The 13,173-nt window shown below is 43.1% G+C and carries 12 protein-coding genes; 6 read left to right on the top strand and 6 right to left on the bottom strand.

The features are described from left to right. Nucleotides 1-97: 97 nt before the first annotated feature. From LC605_RS13740 to LC605_RS13725, 4 genes are all read right to left on the bottom strand, one after another. Nucleotides 98-715, bottom strand: a complete 618-nt coding sequence (locus LC605_RS13740; RefSeq protein ID WP_229548081.1) for a hypothetical protein — start codon at nt 713-715, stop codon at nt 98-100. After that, nucleotides 712-2,253: a DUF11 domain-containing protein gene (locus tag LC605_RS13735; protein ID WP_229548080.1), complete on the bottom strand. Its 1,542-nt coding sequence runs from the start codon at nt 2,251-2,253 to the stop codon at nt 712-714. Before LC605_RS13735 ends, LC605_RS13740 begins: the two co-directional genes overlap by 4 nt. 337 nt (nt 2,254-2,590) lie before the next feature. Further along, a complete protein-coding gene (locus tag LC605_RS13730; protein WP_229548079.1) occupies nt 2,591-3,154 on the bottom strand; it encodes a hypothetical protein in 564 nt (187 codons plus the stop codon). A gap of 172 nt (nt 3,155-3,326) precedes the next feature. After that, on the bottom strand, nt 3,327-5,888 hold the full coding sequence (locus LC605_RS13725; RefSeq protein ID WP_229548078.1) for a hypothetical protein: 2,562 nt from the start codon (nt 5,886-5,888) through the stop codon (nt 3,327-3,329). 1,006 nt (nt 5,889-6,894) lie between these two features. Between LC605_RS13725 and LC605_RS13720 the strand changes: the two genes are divergently transcribed. From LC605_RS13720 to ylqF, 5 genes are all read left to right on the top strand, one after another. Then, nucleotides 6,895-7,206: a hypothetical protein gene (locus tag LC605_RS13720; RefSeq protein WP_229548077.1), complete on the top strand. Its 312-nt coding sequence runs from the start codon at nt 6,895-6,897 to the stop codon at nt 7,204-7,206. Continuing rightward, the gene (gene thrC, locus LC605_RS13715; protein ID WP_229548076.1) at nt 7,203-8,507 is read left to right on the top strand and encodes a threonine synthase; all 1,305 of its coding nucleotides are present in this window, start codon (nt 7,203-7,205) and stop codon (nt 8,505-8,507) included. The genes LC605_RS13720 and thrC overlap by 4 nt, the downstream gene beginning before the upstream one ends. Nucleotides 8,508-8,988: 481 nt before the next feature. Next, on the top strand, nt 8,989-9,264 hold the full coding sequence (locus LC605_RS13710) for a ubiquitin-like small modifier protein 1 (RefSeq protein WP_229548075.1): 276 nt from the start codon (nt 8,989-8,991) through the stop codon (nt 9,262-9,264). A 193-nt stretch (nt 9,265-9,457) separates the two neighbouring features. Then, the gene (locus tag LC605_RS13705) at nt 9,458-9,865 is read left to right on the top strand and encodes a VOC family protein (RefSeq protein ID WP_229548084.1); all 408 of its coding nucleotides are present in this window, start codon (nt 9,458-9,460) and stop codon (nt 9,863-9,865) included. Nucleotides 9,866-10,062: 197 nt separating this feature from the next. Further along, entirely contained in the window at nt 10,063-10,944 is an 882-nt protein-coding gene (ylqF, locus tag LC605_RS13700) for a ribosome biogenesis GTPase YlqF (RefSeq protein WP_229548074.1), read from the top strand. Here ylqF and LC605_RS13695 read toward each other — a convergent pair. Then, complete coding sequence (locus LC605_RS13695; protein WP_229548073.1) at nt 10,930-11,184, bottom strand: hypothetical protein; 255 nt, start codon at nt 11,182-11,184, stop codon at nt 10,930-10,932. The two genes, ylqF and LC605_RS13695, sit on opposite strands and share 15 nt — an antisense overlap. 176 nt (nt 11,185-11,360) lie before the next feature. Here LC605_RS13695 and LC605_RS13690 point away from each other — a divergent pair, with 176 nt between their 5' ends. Further along, the gene (locus LC605_RS13690; RefSeq protein ID WP_229548072.1) at nt 11,361-11,747 is read left to right on the top strand and encodes a hypothetical protein; all 387 of its coding nucleotides are present in this window, start codon (nt 11,361-11,363) and stop codon (nt 11,745-11,747) included. A gap of 700 nt (nt 11,748-12,447) precedes the next feature. On the opposite strand, the gene LC605_RS13685 is transcribed toward LC605_RS13690, so the two are convergent. Beyond that, nucleotides 12,448-13,155: a DevA family ABC transporter ATP-binding protein gene (locus LC605_RS13685; protein ID WP_229548083.1), complete on the bottom strand. Its 708-nt coding sequence runs from the start codon at nt 13,153-13,155 to the stop codon at nt 12,448-12,450. Nucleotides 13,156-13,173 lie beyond the last annotated feature (18 nt).

Raw genomic sequence — 13,173 nt, 5'->3', positions numbered from 1 at the left:
AACCAAAAAAGAACCATAGCTAAGACAAAGCTAGCTAACAGTTGCCAATATTTCATAATGTCTTCTTAATAAATCTCAACACTTGCACTATTAACTATTAAACCTTACAGAAGGGGACAAGGGAGTGGGGGGATGGGGGGGATGAGGGGGATGGGGGAATTTCTGCTACTCCGGCAATTTTGCGTAAGCCTCTAGGTAAATCAAGGGAAGTTGTTGGTTGAAATGGTTGGATTTTTGTTGGAGAAGCTGGCAATTGTGTCTTGAGATTTTTGCGTTCGTCTTTCTTGTCCTCTATTCCGGCAATTTTGCGTAAGCTTCTGGGCAAATCGACAGAAGTTGCTGGTTGAAATGGTTGGATTTCCCTTTCAGTTGGCTGGACATCTGGAATTGAAGTGTCAGTAGTTGCTGCTGAAGAAGTGGAAGAAAATCCCGGAGGTGGAAACTGCTGCTGGGAATTTCCCAAGATATGGGTATAATTCAAAGCCTCTCCCCTTGTAGGGGAGAGGTTTGGAGAGAGGTTTTCCAGGTTTTGTGAAAAATCAGGATCTTTAACCTCTTTGTCTACTTGTGAAGGGGAATCGGAAAAAAAGAGATTTTCGTTGATGGGTTGTGCTTTGACTATTGCAGGGAACAAAACAAGGCTGAGAGCTACTATCGGCATCGCCCCAATTAATTTCAGGTTAAATGTAGTTGCACTGTGCAGTCTGGGCTTCATTTCTTGACTGGCTCCTGAAATGTGGGGGTGACAGCGAAGTTCATGCGTACTAAGCCACCAGGCTCTAAACGCACCAAGCGAGATTGGCTATTCCGTTCGCGGAATTTTCGGTTGGGAGCTAAGGTATAACCAGGGAGACTACTGAGGTCTAATACACCTGTGTGATATCCAGGTAAGGCATTAGCTAAGGAGAACAAACCATTGGGATCTGTAGTGATGCGGTTTCCGTCCTCCAGAAAAATTACTGCATTTGGTATCCCAGGTTCACCAGGCTGTTGTTCACCGTCAAAGTTTTTATCAACAAACACCCGACCGATGATTGTGCCACAATCAGAGAGGATTCCTGGACGAATTTTCAACTGGTGGGTTGCTGGGCCATCCTTAGTACTAAAACCGTTGTCAGCTCGTCGGGCATTAGCGATCGCACTATTACGACCATCACCACGCACTGCATCGGCTGTTAATTGAGCAGCGTAGGCAATATTCAAGACTTTCTCGCTGGGAATCGTTACATCTGTTCGGAATGTCACTGTGTTACCATTGCCTTCGGCGGTGATAGTCGCTGGCTGACCATCTATTTCTCCCCGCACAGATTTAGCTAAAAAGCGGAAGCCTAAAGGTAGGTTGTCGGTGACAACTAGATTATTCAAACCAGCATCAGCAAGATTTCTCACCGAGAGGCGGTAGATCACAGTATCTCCAGGTTCAGCCACAGCGCGATCGCCTGTTTTGATGATCTGCACCTGATTGGGTTGACACATATTTGTACTGAATTCAAAGGCAAATAACTTCAGTGCTTGAATTTCAGCATTGTTAACCAAAACAATCGTATCTTCGACCCTTGTCTCCCCTAGGATACTAATTGGCTGACCATCTAAAGAAGTAGCCACATACCGCACGACATCATTACCTTCAGTGCCAGTGCTAGCAACGATTTCAATCTTGATGCGTCGTTGTTTATAGATGGAATTTGCTGGTGGATTAACTACTAAAATGTAGGTTCTACCTGGATTCGTTTGACCTTTGTTGGGATCGAGGAGGAAATTGTAAACACCCGCAGGGTTATTCGTGATCAAGTAAGGATTTTTATTCTCGATATTTGGCTCTTTACCACCGGAAATGTTGTTATTAGGAATATCAGGCAACTCTGTTCGAGTTAGAGGAACTAAGTTTCCTAATTCTGTCCCCGTTGGATCGCTGGGATTCGGTTCATATACACTTACTGAAAAACCTGTATAGTCAGGTAAAAGTTCGCCACCGCAACCTAAAATCCGTCCTAATGGATCAACTAATGGCGTAGGACTAACGTTAAGCTGACTAGAAGTTCCTTGATATTGATAATTACTAGCAGAATCTGTATAAGTATAAGCAGCTTGATTTATAAATGGCACAGACGCAGCCAGATTGTTAGTCTGTTGCGCGATCGCTGGTATAGATATAGAACTATGCAAAAAACTTCCCAGGAAAACAGTTGTCGTTAACCGTCGCCACCAGTTATTGCTAGAAGTAATTTGCTTTTGGTTTTGAGGACGGCTCACTGAACATATCTCCTCTGGGATGCCAAGCTTGTTATTAATAAAAACACTGCTTTCTTTAGGAAAATCTCAATTATTAAATCGTACTTAAGTAGGTCGGCACAATTAAAGCTAACTGGCTAAGGCTGTCATTTGTCATTTGTCCTTCGTTATTTACAAGGGTTTTAAGCCTATTTACGTTTCGTAACATATTTAGGTTTTTTCGCGCCAACTTACTTACTGCAAGTTAACTGCTACAGTAATCCGATTTGATTAGTAGAATATTCTGTAAAACTTGTTCTTGGTCATTCATAATTACAAAGGACAAATGACCAAGGACAAAGGACAAGCCCAATTTCAATCAGCGCACTTGAGTTTGATAAGTCGCTTTGACTATCGTCTTGGCTGCAACTGATGGAACTTGCAAACGGATGTGGGTGTAAACAGTTGCTGGTGCTGGTTTAGTTTCCACTTTGCCGTTAGGCAGGGTTACTCTAACAGTGGGATTTTCGACAAAGCTGCGTCCACCATCAATGCTGTACGTAACTTTTGCATTATTGGTGACGTTGGTAGACTTCAGCACGTACATCATTCCTTTAGGAATAGGCTGATTTAGAGTTAGATTTTTAACTGCGCGATCGCTCTTATTCTCACCAAGTAAGGTATAGCGCAGCACATCTCCTGGTTGCACCACAGCTTGACCTTTCAAAGGTTGCCATGTTTTGCTTTGCTTACCTTGTTGATCCTGCGCCACCACTTGCTTTTCAGCCTCTAAGCGCAATTGAATTTGCCCTTTAGTTTGGACATTTTGAGCAACAGCGCTTGTAGAATGCCATAGAGAAGCCACTCCCGGCACTTGACTGACAAATGGAACTGTAGCAATGAGTGCGAACGCTCCTAAACTTGCAAAAGAAAGACGTTTCATAATTAATAACCTCAAAAAGCTGACAAAATGTTGATTGCTGATTTATCTTTCCCTTTTGTTGCTGGGAAATAATCAGTTCGTAGTTGGCGCTTTAGCGCTAAAGCGCCAATTACAAACACAGATGCACTATTACACCCCTCTTTATTGGCAAAGAGGGGTGAGGTCAAACTATCTAGTTAACCTTGCGTTGGAAGGTAAATGTTCTTTGAACACCCGGTGCAACCTGTCCGGTAGCAGTATTTACATACTTGGTGACATCGGTGGTAACCGTAGTACCAGTTTGATCGATGCCAGAGCTATTAGCAGGATCTCCACTGAAGAACTGAATAGTGGAAGCTCCAGAATCTTGAGCTGAACCAACAACGTTGCTAGTATCAATTTGAGTGTTGCTATCGTTGTCTCTCGCCCAGTTGTTGGGGAGTTTTGTACCATCTTCAGTAATCACGACTTTGTTAGCATTCAAAATCACGTTACCGGTTCCAGCTTCAGCATCAGAAATATTTTTGTATCTGATTTGGTACTCAATAATGTTTCCTGGAGCAGGATTTCTGGGTACATCAGCAACTGCTGAATCCGGATCGATACCGTTAAAAGTTGGTGTAGACTCAAAGTTCTCTTGACCTGCACCAACTGCTGGGCCGGTTCCTGGTAGAACTCGTGACACTTTCACCAGTTTTAAGAAACCAGTGTAGACGCGATCGATGGTGGTGTTTGTGCTAGTAGTCCCGCCGGCATTAATGGAAGCAGTAATCGGTACAGGGAAGCCAAATTCTTTATCGCCAGCGTAGTCAGCGATCGTATCAGTTGATAGAGCGGTGTTAGCTGGTAGATTAACTTCTACACCATAGTTGACAGTTGCACCAGGAGCAACGCTAGGAATTGTAATTGGTGTACCACTAGTTGGTGCAAAGGTTCCTGTTGCTTGATCGTAGGTATAGACAGCAGAACTACTAGCATAAGTAATAGTCACCTGAGTGCCATTTGGTAAATCTAGTTTATTTGTTGGTTGCGTGGGAGCTAGTGTAATAGTTCCAGCGTCAGTACCACTATTACTAATGGTATTGGTGAAGGCAACTGCTGAGGGGTCTAATTTGGAACCAGGTAAGGCATTAGCAGGAACAAGTGAAGATTTATTGGTGAAGTCATCGTTAGTCAGACCTGAAGGCCCAGTAGCATCTGGCTTATTCTGTGGCCCGTTAAGTACTGCTGAGGCTACAGGTGCTTGAACTGTGAAGGTGTTTGCTTCACCACCCGTTGAACCATCACCAGTGTTGTTGTTACCTGTGTCAACGCCAGTTTCCGGAGCTAATGGGGTATCAATATAGCCATCATCAACACTGGCAGTTGGCAGAATATCAGGAATACCATCACCATTGGTATCTGTTCCTGGAAAGTCCATAGTAGCTGGGTTTCCGTCACTGAAATAGTTGCTAGGGCTTTGGTCACCAGATTCGTCGTATACTGGGGCGTCAGTGCCAGGTGTTTGACCAAACAATTGAGCGATATTAGCAACGGTTATAGGTGAAGTTGCAGTTGATTCAACAGCTAGTTGAATTGAGAAACCATTGACTGTTGTACCAGGAGCGACGGAAGTAACGGTTGCTGGGTTATTGATAAAACCGACGCGAGTGACTGAGGCTAGAGGGGGTGCTGTTCTAGTCCAAGTAGCTGTATTCGCATCACTTGTACTAACTGCATCAGTGGAATAGACAACTTCCCAACCAGGAGGGGCAGTTGGCGCAACTGCCAAATCTGTACCCGCAGGAATGGCATCAGAAACTAAGATATACTTGCCAGGATTACCATCAACTGTAATGGTTGTACCTGTCAAAGCGGCTGGGGTAATTCCTTGTCCTGTAGGATCGTTAGACTCAACTCGCAAACTTAAATCGTAGGTGAGTTTGTCATCTGTAATCGTTGTTGTGCCAGCATTGTTGTAACCACTGCGAGTCTTAAGAACAGCGGCTAAAGAGAATGTCTTAACTGTTGTAGCAACTTTGATTTGCTGGGTAGAACTAGCTTCACGAGTACCGTTAATTGGTACGCCATTTACTTCACCAGGAGTTCCATCGGCGTTATCTACGGTGTAAACGTCACCACCATCTGGACTCCGCAATTGGTTTTGAGCATCACCAGGGGTTTCACCAAGGGTAACGGTAATGATGTCATTGGCTTGAGCGCCAGCTTGGACGGTAACTGGTACACGCACTAATACACTACCACCAGGGGCGATGGAGGGTATGATTGCCTCAGCACCAGTGATATTTTGCCAATTTGCGCCACCATCAGTGCTGTATTGGAGGTTATTGGGTGTTGTAGCACCTGGTAATGTGCCGGAAACTGTTCCAGGCCCAGTTGTTTTAGCTAAATTAGGAACCCGGAATTGGGTTGCGTCGTTACCTACGTTTGTCAAGGTGTAGGTGTAAATGAGTAAATCACCAACCGCAACAGTACCACCATTGCTATCTGTGACTCCAGATGAGTTGAGAGTGATACCAGCAACTTCTGCCACAGTTACAACAACAGTGTTAGAGGCGGTATTTATGGTTGTCCCTGGGTCGTTAGGGTCTTCGTAGGTCGCTGTCGCCGTGTTGCTGATGGATTGACCCGCAGCTGTCCCTTCAGCTAATACAGGCGCAATAAATTGGAAAAGGCTACTAGTTAACAATGCTGTTGCTACTATGGATTGATAGCGCTGGCGCTGCTTGTTAACAGATTTGTTTCGGTTTACCATAGAAATAGTTTGTTTATTTGCTGAACTTGGATCTTGGACTTTGAGACAGGATAAAGTTCGGCAATTCCTTTAAGGATTACCGATTCTATCTGCCCAAAACTTTGACGTTTCGCTTTGGGAATGCATATTTAAGGAGTTAAGTTATTTACGCTCCTTAAAAACGATACTGAGGCAATAGGCAGAAATAACTTATCTACTTGGTTGATGCTGACCTTTAAGAATCAAGGCTAGCGATCGCAAATATCTGTGACTTCTGATTGTGTCCTGCTGAATGATCTATGCAAGTAGAAATGTAACTTTTACAGCAAAAATAGTCTTCAGTATATACAAGTAAGTTCCATAGCTGTGAATAATTGCATCAAAGCTGAAAAATTAACTTTAATTTTGTAACACAAGTAGCTTTAATTAGACACAAAAAATTCTAAAGCCTATACATTAGACATCTGGTAAAAATTAAATATGCCTTACCCAGAACCCTTGTAGAGACGTAGCAATGCTACGTCAAAACAATTTTTTTCGGAGATGTTTATTAAAGGATTTTTGGATATTAGTTGTCATTTATGTAGTACTCTGTGGAGTCAAATGATTTCAAAATATGCAAGTTGATCATACATAAAATGCATTTGAATCATAATGACTATCCGTATTACAACTGAGTATTAGTGGTCAACCAAAGCAACGAAAGCTAAGTATCTACTTAAATAGGTTGGCGCAATTAAAGCTAACTGGCTAAGGCTGTCACTTGTCATTTGTCCTTCGTGATTTACAAGGTTTTAAGCCTATTTACGTTTCGTAACATATTTATGTTTTTTCGCGCCAACTTACTTAGGCTACTGTGTATACACAAGTCGGCAGACCTCTCCCCAAACCCCTCTCCGACGCACAGAGGGGCTTTGAAGATTGGCTGCCTTTCCCTGGTAGGGAAGGGGCTGTTCCAATACTGCGTAGGTTTTGAAGATTTGTAGGTTGGGTTGAACTTTAGTGTTACCCAACAAAGAGAAAGAAAATGTTGGGTTTCGTTCCTCAACCCAACCTACACCTACACCAGAGTGATTTTTTAGGCAAAACCTACGCAGTATTGAAAGTGTATTGCATCCAAGCGAGAACTGCGATCGTAGCAAATCTCTGGATTTGTAACATAATGAGTACAGCACAAATACTGAAATTAGTGACTACTTATATCAAAGTTTTACAAAGATCATCCCTTTCATTACCAAACATACCCGACTATTTTTATCGGGTATGTTTGACTGGTATTTTTGCTCGTGTTAGTATCAGGCGACAGCGACAGACAAAACTTATTAAAGCTAGTTTATGACTCAGGCAATCACAACCGAAACCAAAGCCAGCACTGCCTACTTTCAAGCATTGAAGTGTAAAGAATGTGGTGCCGAATATGAACTCAAAGCCAGTAATGTTTGTGAGTTATGTTTTGGGCCTTTAGAAGTCAAGTATGACTACAACGCCCTCCGTCTAACTGTCACTCGTGAAACAATTCAAGCTGGGCCTAACTCAATTTGGCGCTACCGTCCCTTTTTGCCTGTTGCAACTGACAATGTTATAGATGTGGGAACGGGTATGACTCCCTTGGTTCGTTCTCACCGTCTTGCCCGTCGCCTGGGTTTAAATAAGCTTTATATAAAAAATGATGCCGTTAATATGCCCACCCTTAGTTTTAAGGATCGGGTAGTGTCAGTTGCTCTATCGAGGGCGCGAGAGTTAGGTTTCACTACTGTTTCTTGCGCTAGCACAGGTAACTTGGCAAATTCGACAGCTGCGATCGCAGCTCACGCAGGTTTAGATTGCTGTGTGTTCATCCCCGCAGATTTAGAAGCTGGTAAAATTATCGGTAGCCTGATCTACAGTCCCACCCTGATGGCCGTCAAAGGCAACTACGATCAAGTAAATCGTCTTTGTTCAGAAGTTGCTAATACACATGGTTGGGGTTTTGTCAACATTAATCTGCGTCCTTATTACTCTGAAGGTTCCAAAACGCTAGGCTTTGAAGTTGCGGAACAACTAGGCTGGGAACTACCCGATCATGTTGTTGCTCCTTTAGCATCTGGTTCACTATTTACCAAAATTTATAAAGGGTTCCAAGAATTTATCGAAGTTGGTTTGGTAGAAAACAAGAAAGTCCGTTTTAGCGGCGCTCAAGCTGAAGGTTGTTCACCCATCGCCCAAGCCTTCAAAGAAGGACGCGACTTTATTAAACCAGTTAAACCGAATACAATTGCTAAATCGCTAGCGATCGGCAATCCAGCAGACGGCATTTATGCTGTGGAGTTAGCTCAGAAGACTGATGGTAACATTGAATCAGTCAATGATGCAGAAATTATCGATGGCATCAAGCTGCTGGCAGAAACCGAGGGCATTTTCACAGAAACGGCTGGTGGTACAACCGTAGCCGTGCTGAAAAAACTGGTAGAAGCTGGCAAAATTGATCCAGATGAAACTACCGTGATTTACATTACCGGCAATGGTCTAAAAACCCAAGAAGCAATCCAAGGCTACGTTGGCGAACCCTTGACTATTGATGCCAAACTCGATAGTTTTGAACGTGCCCTAGAGCGATCGCGTACTCTGGAACGCTTGGAATGGCAACAAGTCCTCGTTTAGTTAGGAGTTATGAGTTAGGAGTTAGGAGTTAGGAGTTATGAGTTATGAGTTATGAGTTATGAGTTTTTTATAAGGGAAATGCTGAAAACCCGTGAGAAGCAGGACACGCAAGTGTCCGAACTTCGTACTTCAGGCACGGGATGAAAGCAAGTCACAAGCCTTTAGGCTTAAGTCAATTTTGTTGATGAACATGGTAAAATACTCCAATCAGTACAAGATTTAAAAACCTACCCCCGGGCTGGGGGAAAGTCTACGCCCAAAAAACTCTCTCTGGAGATATGACTACGCCCTATAGGGCAAACGTGGTCAGCCTGGGAACCTGAGAAATCAGGATATTAAGAGCGTAATCTCTTAAGAATCTCCGTACCTTTAGGTCGGAGAGTGTCAACCATAACTCTTAACTTTATTCCTAACTCCTAACTTCTAACTCCTAACTTCTAACTCCTCACTCCTCACTCCTCACTCCTAACTTTCTACTTCTATGGCTGTAAAAGTTTTAGTTCCCACGACTCTTCAGAGTTTTACTAATAATCAAGCTACTCTAGAATCCACCGGTAGCACCATTGCTGAATTGCTGGACTCCTTAGAACAAAGCTTTCCTGGGATTAAATCGCGGTTATGCGATGAAGAAGGTAAGCTCCGTCGGTTTGTAAATTTTTATGTCGATAGCGAAGATATTCGTTATTTAGATGGTATAGACACAACTCTTAAAGATGGTGACGAAGTAAGTATTGTCCCAGCTGTCGCCGGTGGTTAAGAGAGACCTTTGAGAGCCAGTATTTTCCATGCAAAGTAACCGTTTAGGGGGTGCGCTCTCCTGAACGGCTACATAATTTCTGAGGGTAATACCAATTGGAAAAATGATTGCGACAGATGGACAGAGAAAACCCAGATACAGCAAGCGGTTTCCAATCCAAAATCTCAAATCTCAAATCCAAAATGGTATAAATATGGTTTTCCACTACACTCATGCATTTGTCACTATAGCATCAGTTAATTTGGAAAAGTTAGTAAATTTCTATAGTAAATTGCTGGGTCAAAAGCCAGTTTCTTTGACTGCAAATGTCTATGCTGAGTTTAATTTGGTTAGTATGCGATTAGGTATTTTTAAACCAAAGAACACAAAAGAATCTGAATTTGAAGCGATGTCTAACGACAACCTGGTTTGTGTACACCCCAAAAGTAAGATAAGTTTGTGTTTAGAGGTGAGTAACTTAGAAGATGCGATCGCTCACTTAACTGCTTTGGGCTATCCTCCATCAAAAGACATTTCCATTGCTTCTCACGGGAGAGAAATTTATGCCTATGACCCTGATGGTAATCGTCTGATTTTACATCAAGCCAAAGAGCAGTGCTGAGTTATATCATTTTGGATTTTGGACTTCGGCTAGTTAGCTAGGACTTACGCAAGTGTCACAAAAAATAAAAGCTTTTAGTTTGTAGTAAGGGCTACCCTACGGGAACGCTCCGCGAACAGCCCTAATTTTGAGGACTAAAGTCCTCACTACAAGCTCCAAGATAATATGCATTAGTAATTAATAGTTAATAATAAAATATGGCCATAACTCAAAACTATAGATTAAACCTGATTCAATGGTATCCAGGTCACATTGCGAAAGCTGAAAAGAAGCTTAAAGAACAGCTGAAGCGCGTAGATGTTGTGTTTGAGGTACGAGACGCTCGGATTCCCTTAGCGACTCACCACCCCCAAATAGCGGAGTGGGTGGAGGGTAAGACACGGGTGTTGATACTTAACCGAGTAGATATGATTACGCCACAAATGCGATCGCTGTGGATAGATTGGTTTAAACGTCAGGGAGAAGTCCCTTATTTTACCAACGCTCAACATGGTAAAGGTATAGCAGAAGTGGCGCGGGCTGCACAAGCTGCTGGGGTAGAACTTAATCAAAGAAGAAGCGATCGCGGGATGTTACCCCGTCCAGTGCGAGCTGTGGTGATTGGTTTTCCCAACGTCGGTAAATCAGCTTTGATTAACCGCCTGTTGGGACGGCGAGTAGTAGAAAGTGCAGCCCGTCCTGGGGTAACTCGCCAACTACGCTGGGTGCGAATTTCCGAACATTTGGAATTGCTAGATGCTCCTGGTGTCATCCCTGTCAGAATGGAAGACCAAGACGCAGCATTAAAATTAGCTATTTGTGATGATATCGGTGAAGCATCTTACGATAACCAACTAGTAGCAGCAGCCTTAGTGGATTTACTCAACTATTTGGAAGCTGTAGCTGCAGATTTATTACCAAAAAAACCATTACAGTCTCGCTACCAACTCGATTCGATATCAGACACCGGAGATATCTATTTGCACGCCTTGGCGGAGCATCGTTACCAAGGTGATACAGAGCGAGCTGCAAGGCAACTTTTAACAGATTTTCGCAAGGGATTGTTGGGTGAAATTAGTTTGGAATTACCACCTAACTAGATTACAACGATTTTTAGCCCATTCTTGAGTAGCGGGTGAGTAGCATTTAAAAATCTGGACACTCTGATTTGGTGACATCTGGGTGGCACTAGTACCGCAAAACTGTCTGGACGTTATCGCCGATCCAGTAAGCCACTTTTTCCGGTGATGCCCCAGATGCGATCGCCCAAGTAGCGAAGGTATGCCGAGTGCTATAAGCCTTTTGACAGCCAATGTGTAGTAGCCTAGCGGTCTGGACATTGGTAAAATGTCCTTATTATTGAAATTCAGTTTGCTTTGGCGATCGCCAAAAAGGCGGGAAATCGCGTTGGGAAGTAGTTGAAATCTTGTTAGCTTTTATGCTTAAAATTGCACAACAGGTTTATTTGGCATCTACGTAAAGCTAAAGTTGACCCTTTGCAGGACTCCCTCAAGTAATGCTGACTGAAATTTTGCCTTTCCGTTTTGAGTTAGACACGATCGCGATCGCCGGAGCGAGTTTGTGGTCATTGGCGCTATATCTAGGTTTTTCCAGAATCAATGAATGGGTAATCGAGCAACTCAATCGCTGGTTTAACTTTGCCGAGCGATCGCTCTACACTAGCCAATCAGAATTTGAAAAGACTCGTAAAGCCAGAGAATCCCAAAATGCTTTTTACGCCTCACTGTTCAGCATCGTGCCTTTTTTAGTAGTTGGCGCTTTATTTAACTGGGTTCTGGAAATTAGTTTAGGTAAAAGTTGGGGAATTAGTACAGGTATATTAGCTTGTATGGGTGCCGGTATTTATGAACTTGGGCGCAGGGATGGAGAATCTTCGGATTAAGCCAAAGTGAAGGTCAGGGAGATGAGGAGGATGTTGCTCCCATTACTCCCCCTGCTTCCCCTCTGACAGGTCTAAGTAAGTCGGCAAGAATAAACCAAACTATATTACGAAACGTAAATACACCTTATAGCGGTTCTCAATTGCATGGAATACAGACCTAACCCCCGGCCCCTTCCCTTCTAGCGTTGGGGAGTAATACCAAGTTGTGTTTGATGCTATTTTTTGCTTAAAAGTCAGCCCAGCACATACCTTGATTATAAACAAGACTAACTTTGGCAACTTGGTATAAGATTCAAAGCCTCTCTCCTAAAAGGAGAGAGGTCAAAACTGTACTGCACCCAAGCGATAACCGCTATAAACCCTTACAAATCAATACAGCTCAGTTAAGGCTAAAACTTTTTGCCAAAGTCAATTTTTTTAACGTAGACGCTTCTCTACGAGACGCTACGCGAACGGCTTGCCGCAGGCTACCGCAAACGCGAGTGCGTCTCCCCCTGGGAGAAGGACGCAAACGCGAGTGCGTCTCGTAAGAGTTGGACGCAAAGAAAGAGAAGAAAGAGAACAAAGAAATGCTTAACCCAAGTGTATTGCCTTATAAATGACGAAGGACAAATGACAAATGACAGCCTTAGCCAGTTAGCTTTATTTGCGTCGCTCTACTTAGCGATTTTAGTTTTGAGTACACCCCTGATTTCATGCTTTATGACTCAATAGCTGCGTTGGGAGAATTACGGGTTAAAAGACCATCTTCCATTTCTATGATGCGATCGGCTATGTCTAAAATCCGATTATCGTGTGTCACTAATAAAATGGTAGTTCCCTGATTTTTGGCTAGACTCTGCATTATTTCCACGACATCGCGCCCAGATTGTTTGTCCAATGCGGCTGTTGGTTCGTCTGCTAGCACTAGAGGGGGACGATTTACTAAGGCGCGGGCGATCGCAATTCTTTGTTTTTGTCCACCGGAAAGATTGTCTGGGTAGTAATCAACTCGTTCTTCTAGACCAACTGACCCCAGCATGGCTTTTGATTTAGCCACTGCTTCTGTTTGAGAAATATTATCATTCAATTCTACCGCCATTTGCACATTTTGCTTCGCAGTCAAGAATCCTAGCAAATTGTGAGCTTGAAAAATATAACCAATGTTGCGCCGCATCTGCACTAGTTTGTTTTGACTGACGCCAACAAGTTCTTCACCTAAAAATTTTAAACTTCCCTCTTGTACAGACCGCAAACCACCAATTAAGCTCAGTAATGTTGTTTTACCTGAACCTGATGGCCCGGTCATAATTACAATTTCACCCGGATAAATTTCTAGGTTGATATCGAATAATATCTGTTTTCTCAGTGCGCCTTTGCCATAATAGTGATTGAGACTTTTAATGGCAATTACAGGTTCTTGTTTCATCATGAAATTGTTACCTAT

Origin of the sequence: Nostoc sp. CHAB 5836 (assembly GCF_020829445.1) — a bacterium.
GTDB lineage: Bacteria > Cyanobacteriota > Cyanobacteriia > Cyanobacteriales > Nostocaceae > Nostoc.
Note: the sequence above shows the minus strand (reverse complement) of the source record. Positions and strands in the feature narration are given on the sequence as shown.

What these genes read in the sequence shown, in the direction of transcription:
- LC605_RS13740 (WP_229548081.1), bottom strand. Translation starts at nt 715, where the DNA reads ATGAAGCCCAGACTGCACAGTGCAACTACATTTAACCTGAAATTAATT.
- LC605_RS13730 (WP_229548079.1), bottom strand. Translation starts at nt 3,154, where the DNA reads ATGAAACGTCTTTCTTTTGCAAGTTTAGGAGCGTTCGCACTCATTGCT.
- LC605_RS13725 (WP_229548078.1), bottom strand. Translation starts at nt 5,888, where the DNA reads ATGGTAAACCGAAACAAATCTGTTAACAAGCAGCGCCAGCGCTATCAA.
- LC605_RS13720 (WP_229548077.1), top strand. Translation starts at nt 6,895, where the DNA reads ATGTTGGGTTTCGTTCCTCAACCCAACCTACACCTACACCAGAGTGAT.
- thrC (WP_229548076.1), top strand. Translation starts at nt 7,203, where the DNA reads ATGACTCAGGCAATCACAACCGAAACCAAAGCCAGCACTGCCTACTTT.
- LC605_RS13710 (WP_229548075.1), top strand. Translation starts at nt 8,989, where the DNA reads ATGGCTGTAAAAGTTTTAGTTCCCACGACTCTTCAGAGTTTTACTAAT.
- LC605_RS13705 (WP_229548084.1), top strand. Translation starts at nt 9,458, where the DNA reads ATGGTTTTCCACTACACTCATGCATTTGTCACTATAGCATCAGTTAAT.
- ylqF (WP_229548074.1), top strand. Translation starts at nt 10,063, where the DNA reads ATGGCCATAACTCAAAACTATAGATTAAACCTGATTCAATGGTATCCA.
- LC605_RS13695 (WP_229548073.1), bottom strand. Translation starts at nt 11,184, where the DNA reads ATGTCCAGACCGCTAGGCTACTACACATTGGCTGTCAAAAGGCTTATA.
- LC605_RS13690 (WP_229548072.1), top strand. Translation starts at nt 11,361, where the DNA reads ATGCTGACTGAAATTTTGCCTTTCCGTTTTGAGTTAGACACGATCGCG.
- LC605_RS13685 (WP_229548083.1), bottom strand. Translation starts at nt 13,155, where the DNA reads ATGAAACAAGAACCTGTAATTGCCATTAAAAGTCTCAATCACTATTAT.